We start from the raw sequence: 14,822 nt of genomic DNA on the forward strand, positions 1-14,822 counted from the left end.
GGGACTATTCTTGGGACGTGCATATGTAGAAGACGGAGAGCTGGATTTGGCAATGCAGACGTATACAGAGGCATTGCACTATGCCAAGGAGCAAGGAGTGTACAATGTAGCGGGATATATATGTACGTATATGGCGGACTTATATCAAGAATACGATGCCCCCGAAAAAATTATAATAAAATACACAGAAGCCGCTTCTTTGTTTTCCAAAGCAGGAAACCTCAAAAGTCAAGCCTATGCAATGAGGAATCTGGCTACTCAATACGCTTTTGTAGATTCATTCTTACACGCAAAGAGCATTATGAAACAAGTTGATTCAATAGCCGATTTATTAAACATCCAAAGATTGAATTACAACATAGCCAACGCATATGCCAACATTTATGATTTACAAAAACATTATGATTTAGCTGAAAAATATTACAAAAAAGCTATCTCGCTTGACATTTATAGAGAAGTAAATGATTCAATAGGCTTAGCTGGCGTTTATATTGCTTCCGGCAAGTATGATGCAGCAAAGGAATTGGTAGATAAAATGTTTCCCAATGACTCTATGGATTTTGTTTTAAATGATTTCTATTCCAATATTTATAAAGCCAAAGAAGATTACCCAAAAGCATTTCATTTTAAAGAACGATGCTTAAATCTTTTAGACTCTATGTTTATCCATCAAAGTAACACAAAAGTTCTTGAAGTAGAGAAGAAGTATAATCACCTTAAAATACAAGAAGAAAACGGAAGACTGAAAAATGCTCGACAACGCTCTTTCATTTATCTGATTATTTCTGTCAGCTTGTTGACTATAGGAAGCATAGTTTTCTATTTTTATCGCAAACATGCCAAAATGCAACTGCATTGGCAGGAAGAAAAGTTGAATAGTTTAGATAACGAACGTTCCGAAATTGCCGCACAATTGTTTGAAGCACGTCACTCTTTGGAAAACATACAAGAGGACAGAGAAGAAAACATAAGACTACAACAAAAGATTCTGTTCCTATCTGAGAAATACAAAGAGTTACAAAAACAACGTTTAGAAAACTCAGCAATATACAAAAAACTTTCATCGCTATTAGCAAAGCCACAACCCAATAATAACAAACCATTATTGACGGACAAACTTTGGAACACGCTGGTTATTGAATTAAGCAAAATCTATCCGGACTTTCGTGCCTCTCTTTATGAACAATGCCCCGGTCTATCCGAAGAAGAATGCCGCTATTGCTGCCTGCATGTTTTAGGGTTTGATGGGAACAATGAAGCCGTATTGTTAAACATCAATCCTTCTTCCGTCTGGATGAAACGCAGTAGAATCAAGCAAAAGTTGGACAATGACTCCCCTAAAGACCAGTCACTACATGATATTTTAGTCGATATTTTATTGAATTAGATATAGCACTAATAAACTGGTATTTAGTCCAACATTCATATAGGCATCTGTATAGGAACTCATTTATAATCATCTGATTTTCAGCATACGATTGTATAGTAGGAAATAAGATAAAATCACTATTAAAATATTATTTCCTATAATTTCGCAGCATCATTAACTGAAAAAACGAATGTATTATGATGAGACTAAAAACCGCACTATTATTATGTGTATGCTTTATTTCTTTACCAAGTAATGCTAAAGTCCGTGCTATCCATTTCAAAAAAAAGAGCAAATGTGAAGAACGAAGTTTAGGTCCAACCATCCCCATCGAAGCCACCTATGATGACGAGCTTCATGAACTCACCTTGATGCTTTTTGATGAAGGCTATTCTATCCTTGTAGAAGTCAAAGATGAAAAAGGCAATGTAATCTACACCGATTATCTTATGATGATTGATGGTAGCAAAGTGCAAATTCCTTTAGAAGGATTCACTGCCTGCAAATACACACTTTCCATTTCAGACGGAAAGGACGATTTTACCGGAGATTTTATCTCTTAATAAAATTAATCTTAAAGTTATTTATACATGTAACTAATAAAAAACTATCATTATGGTAAAAACAAAATTATTATTTATGGCAATGGCAATCTTGACTTTTATTTCTTGCGAATCTAGTCAAGATGAAATGTTGAATTCCCTTACATCGAACATGGAACAACAAGATATTCTCACTCGTTCTGTATTAGAAGATTCAATCTCCAACCCTTTGACTCCTCTTGTTGCAACTCCAGAGCAACTGAAAATGTTGAACCGCCCCAAACGAATGAATGCACCATTCATTTCATCTTCTGAATATGATGAGGATTATTTTTCATCAAACATATATGCAATCCGCGAATTACCAGTATCTATAAATGTAAAAAGTGTGGCAGGAGGGGCAAACAGCAGCCATACTAGTTGGTGTTGCTTAGGCGCAGGACAAGAAGTAACGTTGGCAACTCCTACTCATAGAACTGCCCAAAGAACATCCCGAATAACAACCCAAATAAATACTGCAAATGATTTTTACATAAAAGTACTGCCCCCATCAAGTGGCATGCAATACCTCATATATTCTTGCAAATCTAATACACCTATAACGATAGGACATTATGACAAAACTCCAAATGTAAAAATTCTGATGTCTCAAAAGGACAATTCCAGCTATTCAGATTTCGTGGGATGGAATTTAATTCCATCAACAAGATACAAAGGCTATTTTGGAATCCAAAACAATCTTTATTTCGGGCAAGCCGACCCCAATAACATGTGGTCAGTTTTCAATTATACAATAGAGGCGATACAAAATGACAAACTTGGATTTGCTAAACCAGACGCAAATAAGGAGCAACAAAACTTTATCATAACTCCATGTCAATCTTTCAAACTGGTTTCAATTGAATACGATATTGATAATGCACAGATATATGAGCAAATAGAAGATCACTATGGAACTGGGCAAAATTTATCCTCACAAAAAAAAGAAGTGGATATTCAGTTTAATTTCAATGCCTTAGAAAGCTCTTACTACAATACGAATAATAACACTCTAAAAATAAATGTAAGAGATACAATTATAGCATGTCCCAGGGTAAGCGGAAGAGACATGATGCTTCCTACATCGGAAAATTCAAAACTACATAGCCAAGTTCCATTTAAAAGTCCATCCATTCATCATACAAGCAGACCCATTTCGTATATATTGAAGCTTAATTGCCCTGCAAAAAAGAATATAAAAGTAAAGGCCCATTTTATCAAATACAATATTTCTACAAAATTCATAGCAAAAGCTCAAATAACAGATAAAAACAATAATGTAAGAGAAGTAAAAATAACCGGAACTTGGACTGCACTTTTATACGAAAATCCTAACCAAATAAAGCCCCAATATGATGATCCAGCATACACTAGTATTGGAGATCCGGACGATCCTATCATAATTGCGGGTCCCAAACCTATTATAATCGATTCTATTCCCCGAGTAATACTTTAAAAGAAATGAAAACAATCAAATATTCAACAATTGTGACGCTCATGCTTTCAATTTGCATGGGATGCCAAGAGAGAGAACTGATTGATTTGACCGAAAAATCAAGTAATATACTTGATACCGAGATTGAAATTATACCAAGATCGCCATCTATGCCTGATGTAAATGGACGTCATAGACCATTAATAGTAAAAAGCAGAGCCTCTTCCGAAACCGGAGCCTTAATAGGCAATAGTGAGAAACTTTTAGGTTCTGCTTATAAAGCAGGAAATGGCATCATAGGTGACTATGCCAATGTTGGCTTTCAGATAATTGATATCGAAAAGGTAAAAGCATTAGGCAATAATAGGATTAGTTCTCATTATCTGAATGATAAAGTCACGGATAAATTTACTTTTAGTGATTTTGAACATTTTACCGATAGTTCAAGCATCACAAAAAAAACATCTCATGGCTTTAGCCTAAATTTAGGATTGTTCAAGATAGGTAGGAAAAAGACAACCACAGAAGTCTTTAAATCTGCTTATACTTCATCCAATCAGTCCGTGTATGGTGAGTTAGATATTCTTATACGTGATAGCCGTTTTGCCTTAGACTGCGTAAGTAGTAGCAGAAGAATCTACGCACGGCAATGTCTGACAAAAGAATTTAAAGAAGCGTTATATGGTTCAACAATAGGCGAAATAATAAACCAATACGGACCTTATGTACTCATTGGATATGATACGGGAGGTAAAGCATTAGCTTTATATGCTGCAAAAACAAAAGCCGGAGCATCCTATTCATTACATGAAAAGAACCTGCAAGATAGTATTGCCGCCTCTTTTACTTGGAACAACGACAGCAGCAGTGTCTCAGCATCATTAAAATTCAAACTTAACAATGGTCATGTTTCTACGTCACAATCAAGCATACAAAATACCATGGTACAAATTCGTACTTATGGTGGCAGAAATTATAACAATGCAATTGTTGGACCTGTTGATTTGAAAAATCTTTCAGTTGATTTATCTTCATGGCAGTCCTCATTGTCTGACGTAAACACACATACAATGATTGATATTACCGATGAAGGATTAATGCCATTGTCCGCTTTTGTATTGGAAGAAAATTTCCAAAATAGATTCGATGACACTGCTTGTGATTATCTGGAGTCTTTGACAGACTTTACAGAACCCCATATAGAGGTGCTTAGAGTTTATGCACGTTCCGCAGAAGGACAACGGCTGTATGAGATTGCCCCAGTGTTAGTTACACGCCAAGGTGATTACATCGTTTTGAGCGATGGGAAATACAAGCAAATGTCTAATGTGCAATTAAAACAAAATTCGGACAATGACTACTATAGGTCTCGTTTATCCAGTATTGCAGCACAAAAGAAAGAGTACTTCAATGGCATAAAGTATATTGGTTTTGAAAAAACATGGTTAGACCCAAGAGATAGAAATCCCGTCTGTATTCGTTTGGATAATTTCGATGAAACCAAAGCTTATAAATTTATAGTAGATGGGAACATGGGATATATCTATATGCCGGAAGCTAAGGTAGCACTTTCTTATTACATCTCAGAATGGGATGAAGATGCAGTTTTAGACGATTATGGTATCCGCGATTGGGTGGAAAATCTACCCGAAAAAAAGATTGCCATGTCATCCTTGGCTAATTACTATACCATTATCGGACTTTAATCTAACTAATTCGTGAAGTTATAAAAACAGAAACAAATTACTATATAATTTCTCATTTTTATAACTTCACGACATTATCAACTAAAAGACAGAAACACTATGACAAGAACAATCTATCTAACCCTATACACCCTCCTATCACTACTCCTCCTCTCTTGCAGCCACGAAAACGATACTATCTTGACTTTTGATTCCGGAAGCAAGGAGCTAATCAATAATAAACTGGAGTTTTCTGTCAATGGCGGAAATGCCGACCTGTTCTTCACTACCAACAAGGACGCGCAACCCGTTATATCCATCGACTATCTGACATTGGATGAACCGGAATGGCTGAACGCGGAGGGCTTCATTGACAATGGGAATGGGGAGATTACGATTCATTGTGCCAAGAACCCCACGTTCGACAAAAGAGAAGCTTCCATCCATGTAACGGTAGATGATGCCAGTTTCACCATCAACGTCATCCAACGCCCGAAGGAACGGTGAACACCGCGTATGACGCTTATGTAGTCGGGGAAAAGGAGCAGACGAAAGAAATAGAATTTACATCCAACGGAAAGCTGACTTTTTCTTTGAGGTTTGACCGACCTATATGGATAAAATGCGACACCATAGAGCAGGAAGGGAAAGTGCAATTGCAACTTTCCATAGAGCCCAATGAGGGGTTGGGGAGAATAGCGTTCATAGATGTTTACGTGGATGGCATAAAGCATTCATCAATAAGCGTGCGCCAACAACCCGCTACTTTTTCTCCAGACGTGGTAATACCGGCTGTCGAAGCTGGTAGCCTGTATGTATTGCTGGGAGACGAAGAAGCCAACATACGCCACATACGCAATCTTACAATTTCCGGTAGTCTGAACACCTTGGATTTATATGTGCTCAAACAAAGGCTTTTCTTGTCTGGCTTAATTGCCCGGTCTTATCCGCTCCAACTGGATTTATATGAAACTTACATTTTCAAGGGATACCAATCTTATTATTCCGATTTGGAGATAGACCTGCCCGACAATCTGCCTTTTATTGAAGAAGCCTCCCTATCCTCAGAAACATTTGCCAACGTTGACAACATCGTTTCATTGGAGCTACCGGGATATTTGGAAAAAATCGGATCGCATTGTTTCCAAGGCTGCACAGGATTGGAACGAATCAACATACCTGATGATGTGATTATCATTGGGGAATATGCCTTTAAAGGTTGTTCTGAATTGGAAGAGATTAATATAACTCCATTTTCAAAATTGACATCGCTCGGCGACTATGCTTTTGCAACGGGGACGAGACTAAAGTCCTTGTATCTTCCGATTGGCCTGACCTGTATTTCAGAACTTGCATTCAAAAGCTGCCATGTAGATTCATTATATCTTGATTGGGAGATCCCTCCCGTTTTGAAGATCGTTCCTGAAGGTCAAACCTTGTCCGTTCCTTCCGGGACGAAAGAACTGTATGAAACGGCTCCGGGATGGAGCAATTTCAAGAACATAGTTGAACACGATTTATAAATAGTAAGTTTTTCCACCTCTTTCATTATTCTCCTCTATCTCCTTATTCATGGGAAAACTCTAAGAATAGGGAAATAGAGGAGAACAATGAAGCAAGTGAAAGAATAAAACAAAGAACTACCCCAACCTACAGATATCCTCCACAATCTGCGGAACCGTCAACCGGTTCTTCTTCAACTGTTCCTCTACATCGTAACGGTCGATAAACTCTTTCTTCACACCATAGTTCAGCACCTTCATATCCGACGGACCGTAGTAACGGGCAATCTTCTCGCCAAAGCCACCGTCCAGCACTCCGTCCTCAAGAGTAATGACCAGTGTATGGTCGCGCTTCAGGTCATCGAGCAAAACCTCGTCCACACCCGTGATGTAGCGGGGATTGACAAGCGTGGCATCCACTCCTTTCTCTTCCTTCAACCGGGCAGCCACGGCTTCGCCCAACTGATAGAAAGAGCCCAGTCCCAATATGGCGACCTTCTCTCCACGATGGGACACCTCATAACGGTTCAGCGTCTTACCGTAATCCTTCTCCGGTTCTATATTCCTGCGGATAACCCCATTGGCCGGCACGCGAATGGCAACCGGATGTTCCGTCTGGCGGATGCCCCACTCCAGCATTGCCATATACTCCTCACGACAAGTAGGTGCCAGATAGACCATATTGGGGATGTTACCGATGACCGGGATGTCGAAGAGGCAGAGGTGCGTCACATCGTTCATGCTGGACAAGCTGGCCCAGAAGACGAGTATCAGTGCGGGATTATCGTTGATGCAGAGGTCTTGCGACATCTGGTCGTAGGCACGCTGAATGAAGGTGCTATATACCCCGAATACCGGCTTGGCCCCGCCTGCGGCAATGGCCGATGCCATGGCCACAGCCTGCTCTTCGGCAATGCCCATGTCGATGAACTGCTTTCCCGCTTCCCTGCGCCGCTCTTCGGTGAAGCCGAACACGGTGGGAGTGCCTGCCGTGATACCCACCACGGTGGGGTCTTTCTTCATTTCCTGCAGCAGATAGTTGGCGGTTAGGTCGGCATAGTCTTCACCTCCACCGAAGTCTATCGTCGGCACTCCGGTCTCCAGGCTGAAGGGAATGCTGTAATGAAAGCGTTCCTTCTGCTCCTCGGCAAGGCGGTAGCCTTTCCTTTCAAGGTGTTGATATGCACCACCACCGGATGGTCGATGTCCTTCACACGGCCAAAAGCTTCTATCAGCCGTTGCACGTCGTTGCCGTCCTTCACGTAGAGGTAGTCGTAACCCATCGCCTTGAAATAGTTGCAGGGAGCCTGGCCCTCCGTTTCGCGCAGCAGTTGCAGGTTGCGGTAAAGCCCGCCATGATTCTCGGCAATGGACATCTGGTTGTCGTTGACAATGACGATGAAGTTCGTGCCCAGTTCGGCACCTACATTCAATCCTTCGAAGCTTCGCCGCCACTCAGGGAGCCGTCGCCGATGACGGCAATCACATTACCCGCCTCCCCCTTCAGGTCACGCGCCTTGGCAAGCCCGCTTGCCAGACTGACGGAGGTAGAGGTATGCCCGATGACGAAGAAGTCGTGCTCGCTTTCCGACGGTTCGGAATATCCGGAGACTTCGTCATACTCGTCCGCATTCATAAACGCTGCCCGGCGGCCTGTCAATATCTTATGGGTATAACTTTGGTGAGACACGTCATAGACTATCTTGTCCGTTGGTGAATCGAACACGTAATGCAGAGCTATGGTGGCTTCTACCATTCCCAGGTTGGGACCTACGTGTCCTCCGTGGGAGCTTAACTTGTTTAACAACACCTGGCGGATTTCTCCACCCAATCCGTTCATTTCGCTGACTGATAACTTTTTCACGTCAGCAGGGGAATTTACTTTTTCAATATACATATTCTATAATAACATTTAAGTAGCGATGCTTGTTTATCCGATGCTGCCCGTCCGTGCAGGCCTCATCCGGACGCTGCAAAAGTACAGAGGAAACGGGAACGGAAAGGTAGATAAATTACCGGTTTTATTACCTTTTTTACAGATATAGAGCCAACTGATATTTGCGCAAAATCCCTCAACTTGTGCATTTTTCACCCCATTTTCTTGTCAAACCCAACTCTTTCCGTAAATTTGCAGGCTGATAATGAGTTAACCGGCCAATTTCAGTAGCAGGATTCTACTACTCTTATTCCCGGTACTGACATACAAAGAAATACTAATACTAATAATTAATAGCATGAGTTTGAAAATTGTTGTATTGGCAAAACAAGTTCCCGACACACGCAACGTTGGGAAAGATGCCATGAAAGCCGACGGAACCATCAACCGCGCGGCACTCCCTGCCATCTTCAACCCCGAGGACCTGAACGCTCTTGAACAGGCTCTCCGACTGAAAGATGAACATCCGGCTCCACTGTTACCATCCTGACCATGGGACCGGGACGTGCAGCCGAAGTTATTCGTGAAGGACTTTACCGTGGTGCCGACAACGGCTATCTGCTGACCGACCGCGCCTTTGCAGGTGCCGATACGCTTGCCACTTCGTATGCCCTTGCCACAGCCATCAAGAAGATAGGCGACTATGACGTCATCATCGGCGGACGCCAGGCCATCGACGGTGATACCGCCCAAGTAGCCCGCAGGTTGCCGAAAAGCTGGGGCTGACGCAAGTGACCTACGCAGAAGAGATTCTGAACGTGGATAAAGCTGCCAAGAAGATTACCGTGAAACGTCATATCGACGGTGGTGTGGAAACCGTTGAGGCTCCCCTGCCCATAGTCATCACCGTAAACGGAAGTGCCGCTCCCTGCCGCCCGCGCAATGCCAAACTGGTGCAGAAGTACAAACGTGCCCTCGGTGCCCAGGAAAAAGCTGCCATCACCAAGGAAGGCGCTGAGCTTGCCTACGCCGACCTCTACGAGAAATATCCCTATCTGAACATCACGGAATGGAGTGTTGCCGACGTGAACGGCGACCTTGCACAATGCGGTCTGAGCGGTTCGCCTACCAAGGTGAAGACCATTCAGAACATCTCATTCCAGGCCAAAGAAAGCAAAACGCTGACGGGCAGCGACAAGGATGTGGAAGATTTGATTGTTGAACTGTTAGCCAACCATACGATAGGATAAGATTATGAATAATGTATTTGTATATTTAGAGATAGAAGGCACAACAGTTGCCGACGTCAGTCTCGAACTCTTGACCAAAGGTCGTAAATTAGCCAATCAGTTGGGCTGTCAACTGGAGGCAGTTGCTGCCGGAAGCAATCTGGCAGGCATTGAAAAGCAAGTATTGCCTTTCGGAGTAGACAAACTCCACGTATTCGACGCTCCGGGCTTGTTCCCCTATACTTCCCTTCCCCACTCCTCTGTCCTCATCAATTTGTTCAAAGAAGAAAAGCCGCAAATCTGCCTGATGGGCGCCACCGTTATCGGTCGCGACCTCGGTCCGCGCGTTTCTTCCGCTTTGACCAGCGGACTGACTGCTGACTGTACCTCACTGGAAATCGGCAACCACGAAGACAAGAAGGAAGGCAAGGTTTACGAGAACCTGCTGTATCAAATCCGTCCCGCATTCGGCGGTAACATCGTTGCCACGATTGTGAATCCCGAGCACCGTCCGCAGATGGCAACCGTTCGCGAAGGTGTGATGAAGAAAGAGATACTGGACGCTGACTATAAGGCGAAGTCATCAACCACGACGTTGCCAAGTACGTGCCCGAGACGGACTATGTGGTAAAAGTCATCGACCGCCACGTAGAAAAAGCAAAACACAACCTGAAAGGCGCTCCCATCGTGATTGCCGGCGGCTACGGCATGGGAAGCAAGGAAGGTTTTGACATGTTGTTCGAGCTTGCCAAAGAACTCCATGCAGAGGTAGGTGCCAGCCGTGCTGCCGTCGATGCCGGTTATGCCGACCATGACCGCCAGATTGGCCAGACCGGCGTCACTGTCCGCCCCAAACTGTATATCGCTTGCGGCATCAGCGGACAAATCCAGCACATTGCCGGTATGCAGGAAAGTGGTATTATCATCTCCATCAACAATGACGAGAACGCTCCCATCAATACGATTGCCGACTATGTCATCAACGGTGCGGTGGAAGAGGTTATCCCGAAGATGATAAAATATTATAAATCACACAGTAAATAACAATAAAGGTAATCATGAAGCTGATTCTTATATTTGTTCTTCTTTCAGGTATATCTTCCGCTATCACTCAAAAAAAGCTCTGGTTGGACAAGAATTACCAATGGACGGACGACTCCATCCAGGCAGTCAGGTATGCTCTTGTTTCCAAGATAAACAAGAAGTGCATCAAGGTGGAAGAGTATGCTTTGGAAGGACAGAAGAAGGATGTCTGGCATTTCTCCGAATACAAAAGCAATCCCCGCAAAAGGATAAGGGAAGGCCTGCATACATCATTCTATGCAAATGGCAAGGACAGCCTGACAGAAGTATATAGAGACAACCGCCTGGAGGGGCAGACCATGGTGTATTATCCCGACGGTGCCATACATCTGGCCCGGAGCTACAGCGATGGGAAACTTGACGGAACACTCCTGCAGTACTATCCTGACGGGAAACTCCGTAGAGAGGAACACTATTCAGAGAATCAGTGTACCGGTGGAAAGATGTTCGACGAACACGGAACTGAAATGGAACATCAGCCGTATTTCGTGTTTCCATCCTTCCCCGGCGGAATAGAGAACCTTATGAAACTGGTGGCCAATGTTACCAAATATCCGGAAGACGCCTGGAAGCAAAAGGCAGAAGGAAGGGTAATCCTGCGATTCGTTGTAGACGAAGAAGGCAAGATGACCCATCCCCAAATTCTCCAGTCCGTGCGCTATGACATCGACAAAGAAGCCATACGCGCTTTCGAGGCCATTGCCGACGTCTACCGCTGGTCGCCCGGTTATCAGGACGGAAAGGCCAAGCGGGTGAAATTCACCATACCCCTATACTTCAGAATACCTAAATAACCAAGAAATTATGGCAAATTTTTATACCGAAGTTCCCGAATTGAAGTATCATCTGAACAACTCGATGATGGAACGTATCTGCGAACTGAAAGAACGCGGTTACCAAGACAAAGACAAGTATGACTATGCCCCGCAGGACTATGCGGATGCTATGGACTCTTTTGACAAGGTACTTGAAATCACCGGAGAGATTACCGGAGAGATTATCGCTCCCAATGCCGAGGGCGTGGACGAAGAAGGTCCCCACTGTGCCAACGGCCGTGTGGAATATGCCAGCGGCACCAAGCAGAACCTCGACGCCATGGTAAAAGCCGGATTGAACGGTATGACCATGCCGCGCCGTTTCGGTGGCTTGAACTTCCCGATTACTCCGTACACCATGTGTGCCGAAATCGTTGCCGCCGCCGATGCCGGTTTCGGTAACATCTGGTCACTGCAAGACTGTATCGAAACGCTCTACGAATTCGGTAACGAAGACCAGCACAGCCGTTTTATACCGCGTGTCTGCGCCGGAGAGACCATGTCTATGGACCTGACAGAACCGGATGCCGGTTCCGACTTGCAGAGCGTAATGCTGAAAGCGACCTATGACGAGGCCAACAACTGCTGGCGCCTGAACGGCGTGAAGCGTTTTATTACTAACGGTGACGCCAATCTCCACCTCGTACTGGCACGTTCAGAAGAGGGTACCAAAGACGGACGTGGCTTGTCCATGTTCATCTACGATAAGAATGAAGGCGGTGTAGACGTGCGCCGCATCGAGAACAAGCTGGGTATCCACGGCTCTCCCACCTGCGAGCTGGTTTACAAGAATGCAAAGGCAGAACTTTGCGGCGACCGCAAGCTTGGTTTGATTAAATACGTTATGGCTTTGATGAACGGTGCCCGTCTGGGTATTGCCGCACAGTCGGTAGGCCTTTCACAAGCTGCCTACAACGAAGGTCTGGCTTATGCCAAAGACCGCAAGCAGTTCGGCAAGGCTATCATCGAATTCCCGGCTGTATATGACATGCTGGCTATTATGAAAGCCAAGTTGGATGCAGGACGCTCCTTGCTGTACCAGACTTCCCGCTACGTGGACATCTACAAAGCGCTGGACGACATTGCTCGCGAACGCAAACTGACTCCGGAAGAACGCCAGGAACAAAAGAAGTATGCCAAACTTGCCGACGCCTTCACTCCGCTGGCAAAAGGTATGAACTCTGAATATGCCAATCAGAATGCTTACGACAGCATCCAGATTCACGGCGGTTCGGGCTTCATGCTGGAGTATGCTTGCCAACGTATCTATCGTGATGCACGTATCACTTCTATCTACGAAGGTACTACTCAGTTGCAAACCGTAGCCGCTATCCGTTATGTAACAAACGGCTCATACTCTGCCACCTTGCGCGACTACGAGCAAGTGCCGTGCAGCGAAGAAATGCAACCGTTGATGGACCGCATCAAAGAGATGACCAACAAGTTCGAAGCCTGCACCAATGCGGTGAAAGAGGCACAGAACCAAGAATTGCTGGACTTCGTGGCACGTCGCCTCTATGAGATGGCTGCGGTATGTATCATGTCGCACCTCATCATCCAGGACGCGACAAAGGCTCCCGAACTGTTCGGCAAGTCGGCTCTGGTGTATGTGAACTACGCAGAAGCAGAAGTGGAAAAACACTTTAACTTCATCCGTAAGTTCAAGGCAGAAGAGCTAGAAAGCTACCGCAAGTAAACGCATTGCTTGACAAGACAAATATAGCGGGCACCGGAGTTTAGCTACTCCGGTGCCCGCTTGTTTTTTTTGAAATACTTCCTCCTGCTTGCCCCTTCTTAAAAGGACAAAAGCTCTCAAAGAGACGAAAGGAAAATTAATACTCTCCGTGCAGCCTCAGCCTGCCGCGCAGCGAGTGTATCTCCCGCTGCATCTCTTCCATCCTTGCCAGCAGATGGTGGATGGCATCAATCCCTTCCATATTGATGGAAAGGTCGTAGTACATACGGCTGTACCGTTCCACATCCGGCAACTCGGAGAAAGGCAGATAACGCTCTCCACCTTCCTGCTCCACATCTATCAGTCCACTTTCGCACAGCATATCAATAAAAGTGGGCTCTATATGACACTTGTCACAATATTCGCTGATGACAATCCATTCGTTCTGCATAATCCGTTCTCCTTTCATTAGTTCATACTCTGAATTTTACGGAACATCTCTTTCTGCTGTTCCGTCAGGTTTGTCGGCAACTTCACGGAATAAGTCACGATGAGATCGCCAAACTGTCCCTCCTTCTTATATATGGGGAAGCCCTTACCCTTCAGACGTACCTTAGTCCCATTCTGAGTTTCGGGTTTCACCTTCAGCTTCACCTGACCATCCAAAGTATCCACCAACTGGTCGCCACCCAGCAGAGCTGTATAAAGGTCGACGGTCACATCTACATACAAATCATCTCCCAAACGCTTGAATACCGAGTCGTCCGGAATCACAAACGTGATGTACAAGTCACCTGCAGGACCTCCGTTGATGCCCTCGCCACCATAGCCTTTCAGTTTGATGACCTGTCCGTTGGCCACACCGGCCGGAATGGTAATACGCACTTGCTTGCCATTCACCGTCAATATCTGTTTATGAGTCTTCGCAGCCTCACGAAGCGAGAGGTTCAAATCCGCATGATAATCCTGCCCGCGGAAACCGGCATTGGCACCGCCTCCGCCGCGCGTACGATGACCGAACATCTGTTCGAAGAAGTCCGAGAAACCACCGGCATTACTGCCCGAAAATTCCTGACCGTCGGAAGAATACCAATACGTACCGCCTCCGTCCGTACCAAATCCTGCACCGGAACCTCCAAAACCGGCACCGCCAAATCCCCCGAATCCTCCGGCTTGCTGCTGTGCCCGCTTCTGCGCTTCAAACTCGTCGGCATGTTTCCAGTGTTCACCATATTCATCATATTTCTTTCTTTTTTCAGGATCACTCAGCACCTCATTCGCCTCGTTGATAGCCTGAAACTTATCCTTGGCCGTAGCATCGTTCGGATTCAAGTCAGGATGATACTTGCGCGCCAGCTTGCGGAACGCTTTCTTGATGTCATCCTGAGATGCCTTTTTGTCCACTCCAAGGACCTGATAGTAATCAATATAAGCCATAGTCTATTAGTTTTATTGTCTAAATACCATAAAACAAATAACACGCCAATTTGTTTCATACATTACTAAAATAGGTAAACGAAAATTAAAAAGCATCATCAAGCATAATAATTACGTGATAAACAAACATTTAGT

At 44.5% G+C, this 14,822-nt stretch carries 10 protein-coding genes and 3 pseudogenes; 10 read left to right on the forward strand and 3 right to left on the reverse strand.

Annotated elements, in window-relative coordinates:
• The first annotated feature begins 10 nt into the window (after positions 1 to 10).
• The 6 genes from JCM16496_RS12095 (at position 11) to JCM16496_RS12120 (ending at position 6,593) form a co-directional block, all read left to right on the forward strand.
• Complete coding sequence (locus JCM16496_RS12095; RefSeq protein ID WP_128809575.1) at positions 11 to 1,387, forward strand: hypothetical protein; 1,377 nt, start codon at positions 11 to 13, stop codon at positions 1,385 to 1,387.
• Positions 1,388 to 1,566: 179 nt separating this feature from the next.
• A complete protein-coding gene (locus JCM16496_RS12100) occupies positions 1,567 to 1,932 on the forward strand; it encodes a DUF3244 domain-containing protein (protein WP_025834552.1) in 366 nt (121 codons plus the stop codon).
• A gap of 52 nt (positions 1,933 to 1,984) precedes the next feature.
• Positions 1,985 to 3,406, forward strand: coding sequence for a hypothetical protein (locus JCM16496_RS12105; RefSeq protein WP_025834554.1), 1,422 nt, complete (start codon positions 1,985 to 1,987; stop codon positions 3,404 to 3,406).
• 5 nt (positions 3,407 to 3,411) lie between these two features.
• Entirely contained in the window at positions 3,412 to 5,091 is a 1,680-nt protein-coding gene (locus JCM16496_RS12110) for a BSAP5a family pore-forming toxin (RefSeq protein WP_025834555.1), read from the forward strand.
• Positions 5,092 to 5,190: 99 nt separating this feature from the next.
• A complete protein-coding gene (locus JCM16496_RS12115; RefSeq protein WP_128809576.1) occupies positions 5,191 to 5,577 on the forward strand; it encodes a BACON domain-containing protein in 387 nt (128 codons plus the stop codon).
• Entirely contained in the window at positions 5,574 to 6,593 is a 1,020-nt protein-coding gene (locus tag JCM16496_RS12120; protein WP_025834559.1) for a leucine-rich repeat protein, read from the forward strand. The genes JCM16496_RS12115 and JCM16496_RS12120 overlap by 4 nt, the downstream gene beginning before the upstream one ends.
• Positions 6,594 to 6,710: 117 nt before the next feature.
• On the opposite strand, the pseudogene JCM16496_RS12125 reads toward JCM16496_RS12120, so the two are convergent.
• Positions 6,711 to 8,469: pseudogene (locus tag JCM16496_RS12125) on the reverse strand (1-deoxy-D-xylulose-5-phosphate synthase).
• 337 nt (positions 8,470 to 8,806) lie between these two features.
• Between JCM16496_RS12125 and JCM16496_RS12130 the strand changes: the two are divergent.
• The 4 genes and pseudogenes from JCM16496_RS12130 to JCM16496_RS12145 all read left to right on the forward strand — a co-directional run bounded on the left by JCM16496_RS12130 (position 8,807) and on the right by JCM16496_RS12145 (position 13,271).
• Positions 8,807 to 9,698 (forward strand): annotated as a pseudogene (locus JCM16496_RS12130) (electron transfer flavoprotein subunit beta/FixA family protein).
• 4 nt (positions 9,699 to 9,702) lie between these two features.
• Positions 9,703 to 10,721, forward strand: a pseudogene (locus JCM16496_RS12135) (electron transfer flavoprotein subunit alpha/FixB family protein).
• An 83-nt stretch (positions 10,722 to 10,804) separates the two neighbouring features.
• Entirely contained in the window at positions 10,805 to 11,554 is a 750-nt protein-coding gene (locus JCM16496_RS12140) for an energy transducer TonB (RefSeq protein WP_244440351.1), read from the forward strand.
• A gap of 10 nt (positions 11,555 to 11,564) precedes the next feature.
• On the forward strand, positions 11,565 to 13,271 hold the full coding sequence (locus JCM16496_RS12145) for an acyl-CoA dehydrogenase family protein (RefSeq protein ID WP_005826256.1): 1,707 nt from the start codon (positions 11,565 to 11,567) through the stop codon (positions 13,269 to 13,271).
• A 136-nt stretch (positions 13,272 to 13,407) separates the two neighbouring features.
• On the opposite strand, the gene JCM16496_RS12150 is transcribed toward JCM16496_RS12145, so the two are convergent.
• A complete protein-coding gene (locus tag JCM16496_RS12150) occupies positions 13,408 to 13,701 on the reverse strand; it encodes a chaperone modulator CbpM (protein ID WP_009036538.1) in 294 nt (97 codons plus the stop codon).
• A gap of 17 nt (positions 13,702 to 13,718) precedes the next feature.
• Complete coding sequence (locus JCM16496_RS12155) at positions 13,719 to 14,687, reverse strand: DnaJ C-terminal domain-containing protein (protein ID WP_025834562.1); 969 nt, start codon at positions 14,685 to 14,687, stop codon at positions 13,719 to 13,721.
• Between the last annotated feature and the right edge of the window lie 135 nt (positions 14,688 to 14,822).

The sequence above is a fragment of the Bacteroides rodentium JCM 16496 genome, assembly GCF_000614125.1.
Classification (GTDB): Bacteria; Bacteroidota; Bacteroidia; order Bacteroidales; family Bacteroidaceae; genus Bacteroides; species Bacteroides rodentium.